This is a genomic window from Daejeonella sp., from assembly GCF_046590655.1.
GTDB lineage: Bacteria > Bacteroidota > Bacteroidia > Sphingobacteriales > Sphingobacteriaceae > Daejeonella.
Window position 1 is genome coordinate 1 of sequence record NZ_JBKJUM010000167.1, and the last position, 7,024, is coordinate 7,024.

The 7,024-nt window shown below is 39.3% G+C and carries 5 protein-coding genes; 3 read left to right on the forward strand and 2 right to left on the reverse strand.

Annotated elements, in window-relative coordinates; translation table 11 throughout:
- Positions 1-143 precede the first annotated feature (143 nt).
- The gene (locus tag ACLL8Z_RS14880; RefSeq protein WP_411275584.1) at positions 144-1,949 is read right to left on the reverse strand and encodes a tetratricopeptide repeat protein; all 1,806 of its coding nucleotides are present in this window, start codon (positions 1,947-1,949) and stop codon (positions 144-146) included.
- Between the two features lie 374 nt (positions 1,950-2,323).
- On the opposite strand from ACLL8Z_RS14880, the gene ACLL8Z_RS14885 reads away from it, so the two are divergent.
- The 3 genes from ACLL8Z_RS14885 to ACLL8Z_RS14895 are packed head-to-tail and all read left to right on the forward strand — an operon-like array spanning position 2,324 to position 6,516.
- Positions 2,324-4,150, forward strand: a complete 1,827-nt coding sequence (locus tag ACLL8Z_RS14885; RefSeq protein WP_411275585.1) for a prolyl oligopeptidase family serine peptidase — start codon at positions 2,324-2,326, stop codon at positions 4,148-4,150.
- Positions 4,151-5,824, forward strand: a complete 1,674-nt coding sequence (locus ACLL8Z_RS14890) for a sensor histidine kinase (protein WP_411275586.1) — start codon at positions 4,151-4,153, stop codon at positions 5,822-5,824.
- A 2-nt stretch (positions 5,825-5,826) separates the two neighbouring features.
- A complete protein-coding gene (locus ACLL8Z_RS14895) occupies positions 5,827-6,516 on the forward strand; it encodes a response regulator transcription factor (RefSeq protein WP_411275587.1) in 690 nt (229 codons plus the stop codon).
- 273 nt (positions 6,517-6,789) lie between these two features.
- Here ACLL8Z_RS14895 and ACLL8Z_RS14900 read toward each other — a convergent pair.
- Positions 6,790-7,024, reverse strand: a 235-nt coding sequence (locus ACLL8Z_RS14900; RefSeq protein ID WP_411275588.1) for a 3-alpha domain-containing protein, incomplete at its 5' end; no start/stop codon positions are given.

Genomic DNA, 7,024 nt, shown 5'->3' on the forward strand with positions numbered 1-7,024 from the left:
CGTTGCCGACGTTGTCGAACTGTCAATTTCTCATAATCCGTTACTGTTGCCATCTTGTTTTGGTTTAGTGTACATAAACCTCTATTTTAGGTCAACATATTCAGGCAAGGACAGTTGCCAGGCAAAACGGATAATCCCCTCTCTTACCCTAGCTTATCTCCCCTAAGCAGCCTAAACCGCTTCCTCGCCTCAATCACATACAAGCTTCCCGGGAAATCCGTTATTATTTTTTGGTATAATTCAAGCGCTTTTGCCGGCTGACTTAATTTGTTTTCATAGAGATCAGCGAGCATAAAGAGTGCATCATCACCCCACAATTCTGCAGTATGCTTTCCAACTATTTCCTGCAGTTGGGCAATAGCTTTATCTGTCTCATTGTTTTTAAGAAAGATCTTTGATTTGGCCATCAGTATATCGTCGGCAAGGGAATTGCCGGGGTAAAGAATATTCAGGCTATCTAGCAGCGCCAGAGCTTTATCAGTCTGATTTTTAAAGATGAGCAGATCGGCATATGAATATTTTTTTAAGGCAGCTGTATCAGTTTCGTTCTGCAGATTGTCTGATATAAGCAAGCTTAGATTTAGTGCATCATTGGCTATAAGCTGGGATGTCGAACTTTTTAGAACATCCAACTGTGCCTTCGACCAAACATAGTCGCCCTGGAAATAGGAAAGTTTAGCATTCTTAAATTTAGCCTCTTGTCCATAAGGTTCATTGGTGAACTGTTTTTCGACTTGTCCGTATAAAAGAACCGCCTCCCATACTTCTCCGGTGAGTATATAGATATCGCCAAGTTCCAGTTTCGCCTGAGCCAGGATGATAGGGGAAATTCCGGGCATCTCAATCATTTTGGCAAGCTGTTCGCCGGCTTCCACAGGTTTTTGAAGATAGAATGCCTGCAAATTTGCGAGCTTGCGAATGGCGAATGAGGTACTGGCACTCCGTCCGAATTCGGTTAGCAAGGACATATAATCCTTTTCTAATACAATCAGATCCGCCAGACTATATTTATTTGTAGTAAGCTGTTTAGTTTTAGTATCCAGTAAATCGATTTTTGCAGGAATGTAGAATTTCCCATCACTGCCTTTTGCAACAATATAGTTAAGTGCTTCGATAGCCTGTTCGTACGCCAGATTAGACAAAAGTAGGCGAGACAACCCGAACACTCGTTCACCATCCTCTTTTAAACGACGGTCAAGCGCTAGCGTTTGCCGAAGCGCCATATCGAATTCTTTTTGCTGAATATACTGCCAGGTAAGAAACTCTGTGTATGCTACATTTTGAGCGTCTTTTTGTAATCGCCTCAACAAGGCAATCTTTAATAAGTCGTAATCAGCTTTATCTTCCAGAATGGCGGCCAGCACATTTTGCGCCTGCGGTAATATCTCCGGATTCGTATTTAATATGATCAGGTATTCCTGAATGAGATTAGGTTTATCTTTTCGAAACCGATATAAACTCAACAGATCATATGAAAAGGCACTTTCATCATTGACAAGTTTGCGGCCGTTTAGAAGTGCCTTAATAGAGAAATCGTATCCTTCGGCACGATAGAATGTGATAGCCAGATCTTTAATGGCAAATTCATTTGCCGGGAGCTCCCTGATGAGCTTATTAAACCACTCTGTAGCCTTTTCCTGCTCGCCTTTTTCCTGATAAATCCGACCCACATCAACTGCATACGTGTAGTTGCCCGGGTTAGCTTTTAACAGTTTTTTTGCCAGATCCTCAGCTTCATCGTATCGCTTAGTTTTTAAAAGACAAGTAAAAAGCGGATCATAATAACTAACATTTTTCGTTCGATTGAACAGCTTTTCATAAATGACAGCTGCTTTGTCGAACTCGCCTGTTTGAAAATACTGGACAGCCAGCGCCTCGTCAGAGTTGATCTGGGCAATAATGGCGGAAGAGCTCAAAACTACTATCAGAATAAGAAAAAATCTTTTCATGTGTGCTCTTTTACTATACATGCCCGCAAGTAACTAATATACCGATTTATGGAACCAATTAAATGCATGCGAACGTTATTAATTAAAGTACGGTCATATTTACTTTCAAATCCCAGTTGTAGTTTAAATGTTACGCTACCATCAATTTGGATCATAAATCTTTTGTTAACTTGAAGGGTTGAATTCGGATATTCGTAAGCGGCAGGCACATGCAAGTCTCGTTCACATTTAATCTTTAGTAATTTTTCGGTTGCAATGTATTCATTGCAGCCATTTTGTTGACTTTTGTTTAGAATCTGGCATATCATAAGTTGATGCAGCACATAAAGCAATATTTTCTCTTTTTTATATTTCTTGTAAGTATATCCTGTACAATGGAAAAACCGGCAGAACGTATACCTGTCGAGAATTTTTTCAAGGCGGCTTTCAAGACGTCGTTCCTGGTTTCGCCTGACGGAGAGTACATCTCATATCTGAAGCCGGACAACAATCGCGTTCATATCTATGTGGAAACATGGGATGGAAAAAATACTACTCAGTTAACGTGTGACTCTAACCGGAATATTAGTTATTATCTGTGGGCGAATAATAATGAACTTCTTTATCTAAAGAACCAGTCGGACAAGGAACACCAGGGATTGTTTGCAGTCAGAAGGGATGGTTCAAATAAACGAGAACTGCTTTCATTTGCCAACACCAAGATCAGGCTTATCACATCAGAAACAGTGCAGGACGATAATGTACTCGTAGCTTTAAATAAGCGGGATTCGACAGTATTCGATGCCTACCGCCTGAACATTCAGACTGGAAAACTCTCCATGCTTGTTCGCAATCCAGGGAATATTACTAAATGGTACTCAGATAGAAAAGGCAAACTGAGAATGGCGATTGCCAGCGATGGCGTTAATGAAACCTTACTTTACAGAGATTCTGAAGAGGTGATTTTTACTGCCGTTCTAACTAACAATTTCAGGGCGAGTATCGCACCCGTTGGTTTTAGTAAGGATAATAGTTGTATTTATGCCTTATCAAACAAAAATCGTGATAAAATGGCTTTGGTGGAATTAGATTGTGTGACCGGGAAGGAACATCGTGTCATTTACGGCAATACAGATGTTGATGTTTCTGAGGCAGTCTTTTCTGCAAAGAAAGATAAATTGATTTACGCGGGGTATGAAACATGGAAAAAGGAACGTCATTATCTGGATGATTCTGTCAACGCTATGTACGGACGACTAGAAAAGCTTCTCCCTAATAATGAAATAAATATAACCGGTTCTGATGCTTCTGAAACTAAGTTCATAATCCGAACCTATACTGACAAAAATCCGGGGTCCTTTTATTTATACACTATTAAGGACAATAAGTTAGTCAAACTAAGCGATGTCAACCCTTCGATCAATGTTGAAGAAATGGCTGAAATGAAGCCAATATCCTATAAAACCCGTGATGGCCTGACAGTGGACGGCTATTTAACTTTGCCTAAAGGCAGAAGAGAAACTAATCTTCCAGTTGTAGTTATGCCTCATGGAGGGCCAGATTCCCGGAACAGCTGGGGTTACAATCCAGAAGTGCAGTTTTTAGCCAACCAGGGCTATGCTGTATTCCAGGTTAATTTTAGAGGATCAAAAGGTTACGGAAAGAAATTCTGGATTGCTGGTTTTAAGGAATGGGGTGGGAAGATGCAGGATGATATTACTGACGGCGTAAAATGGCTGATAAGCCAAAAGGTTGCTGATTCCACGCGCATCGCTATCTATGGTTCGAGCTTCGGAGGTTATTCAGCTCTGCACGGATTGTGTTTCAGGCCTGAGCTGTACAAATGCGGAGCTTCTTACTCGGGTATTACGAATTTATTTACGTATTTAAAGGATATACCTCCGTATTATCGGCCGTACCTTCAAATGTATTACGAGACGGTTGGTAATCCAGAAGTTGATGCCGATTATTTCCGGGCTGTATCTCCTGTTTTTCACAATGACAAAATCAGGGTGCCGGTTTTAATCGCGCAGGGTGGAAGAGACCCGCGCGTCAATATGAATGAAACGAACCAGTTTGTAAAGGAATTGAAAAAGAGAAAGATCCCGGTTACTTATATCCTTAAAGAAAATGAGGGGCATTTTTTCAAGAATGACGAAAATAAATTGGAATTTTACAGGGAGCTCGGGAAGTTTCTCGATAAAAATCTCAGAAAGGAGTAAATGAAGGAGTATCAGCAGATTTACCGTAAAAATTCCTCCCTGATCATCACTTTCTTCATTTTAATAACAGCTTCTATGGCTGTTGCTTTTTACCTCGGCTACAATCTAACTACAAAATACGTCGAGAATGAATTTGTCTCTCAAAAGATTGAAGTCCTGGAGGAGACAGTAAAGCCGTATAATAATTTTTTTCAGAACAAGATCCCGGAAATTACTTTTTATCAGGGTTACCTCGATTCAAGTCAGGCGGTTAAGTATGTAGATACTATTTTCAGGAAGTTCAAATTTGTAGACCGGATAGTTTTTTACGATGCGGCAATTAGTAACCACGACATTCCCAATGGTTTAACGGTCAACAACTTCGCAATGGGACCAAAATCGGTTTATCAATTTGGTCGTAACATTGACAAAGATTCAACATTACTTTTTAAAGATACTTTTCCTAGCTCTTCCTTTTCCTTAAAAACTGGGGATGAATTCAATAAAATGGCGATAAAATTCTCCGGATTTATAGAGTCATCCGATACCACCAAGGCTCTTAGCGATAATGATAGATTCAATATTTTTTACACCATCACATCCAACAGGATAACATATATGAATATTCCAAGGAGAGAGGAGTTGAAAATTTACAAGGAGATAATGACCCAAGACTTGCCCAGGTCGCCGGTATACGAACTTGACATGCTGACCTTTTACCTCGATCCTCTTAAGCTAACAATCCGAAATACAAATCCAGAACTTTACCAGCATATAAGTATCAAACCCCTGGTATATGAATCGCTGGCGAATGATCCGGAGCTCGTAAGTAATGATCTTCCATTGTCGGGGCCATTTTCCGATCATAAACTCTATTTCAGCTCAAACAAAAAGTATCTGATGAGAGAAATAAACAGACGTTTCTTTCCAATAGCGGGGGGTATATTTATTACCTACGTAATGTTGGTCCTGATTGGTTACTTGATTTACCGCAACCTCAACGTGAACAGTAAGATGTTCAAGCTACAGTATGATTTTGTAAATAATCTGACCCATGAGTTCAAAACGCCAGTTAGCGTAATTAAGATCGCTGGGAATAATATCCGGAGTGCGGCTACGCTTTCTGAGCGTGAAAGACTGCATTATGGAAAAATCCTCGATGAAGAAGCAGATAAGCTTAATGATCTGATGAATAAATTACTTTCCTTTACACAAATTGAAAATAAAGCCATTAGATTAAAAGTAGAATGTATCAATCTGGACGTTTTTTGTCAGAATATGATTGATGCATATCAGCTTAAATACCCGAATTTTGACATTGTGTGTAAAATTGATGGGATAGAATATTTTAAGACCGATCCGGTGCTTTTGGGGAGCATCTTTCAGAATCTTATAGATAATGCATATAAATATTCGAATCCTGAAAAAAAATTTCTTATAATATCTATCAGAAAGGCGAAAAAGAACCTTATGATGAAATTTGCAGACCGGGGAATTGGTATCCCATCAAGAGATATAGACAATATTTTTAAGAAATTCTTTCGGGTGCAAAACCAATATAATCAACAGGGTAGCGTTGGATTAGGTTTGGCATTCTGTAAAGAACTGGTTAATTTTATGAACGGAACTATAACTGTTCAAAGTGTGGAAGGAAAAGGGTCAGAATTTACAATTGAGTTGCCTTACGAAATTTAATCATGTCAAAAGAAATTAAAGTTGCCGTTATTGAGGATGATGAAAATCTCCGTTTTCTGGTTATACACCGTCTTGAAACAGAAGGGTATAAAGTTGTTGAAGCTTCGGATGGTGAAACAGCCGAAGAACTGATCATGACTGAAAAGCCGGATATTGTTCTTTTGGACTGGATGCTTCCTAATAAACAAGGCTCAGAAGTATGTCAGAACGTGCGTAAGCTTGGGTTCAATAACATCATTATAATGATGACTGCCAAAGCTCAGGATGTTGACAAGATTGACGCATACAGCTTTGGTGTTTCAGATTATGTAACTAAACCCTTTAATATGGATGTTTTAGTGGCTTTGATCGATAATAAAGTAAAGTTTGTAATCAACAACGAGAAATCAGAAGTGTACCGGTTTGGAAATATGGAGCACCATCCAAATACTCATTCACTGATGCGCGATGGTAAAAAGATTGAGCTTACTATTCTTGAAAATCGAATACTTCTTTACTTCCTGAAAAACGCAAATACCGTTATCAACCGCGATGAATTAATGATGGTGGTCTGGGGTTATAATTCAGATGTGAATACCCGCACCCTCGATATGCATATCGTCCGGCTTCGGAAGAAAATTGAGAATAATCCTGACAGGCCTCATTTTATGCAGACGGTTAGGGGGGTGGGGTATAAGTTTGTAGCTGAGTAAGGCTGTTTTACGTTATACGTTATAAGTAATAAGTTATAAGTAATAAGGCTCGACTGTCACCGGCGTTTAAAAAACTTATAACTTACAACTTATGACTTAAATCTCATTCATTCAAAATAAGGGGATGTACAAAGAGGATACCAAATGGAGTTGTAGGTTATAAGTTATAAGTTGTAAGTCATAAGTCTGGGCGGCTGAGACGTTATACGTTTTACGTTATACGTTTGGGCGGCTAGTGCAGCGTTTAGTAACTTATAACGTATAACTTAAAACTTATAACTTAACAAGTTTCACCTCAAACATCTCTCTCCAGTCCAGGGAAAGCTCTTTCAAATCTACCAGTCGATGCAGCCATTCTTTATTACCAGGGTCATGATATCGAATATAATTCACATCCATAACAGATATTTTTTCAGGATGGCTGCTGAGGTGAATTAACTTGTCTGTTTTGTTCACAATGCCTGGTTGTATCGTCCGCAGATAATAGCCTGTAAATCCCGTTTGCTGC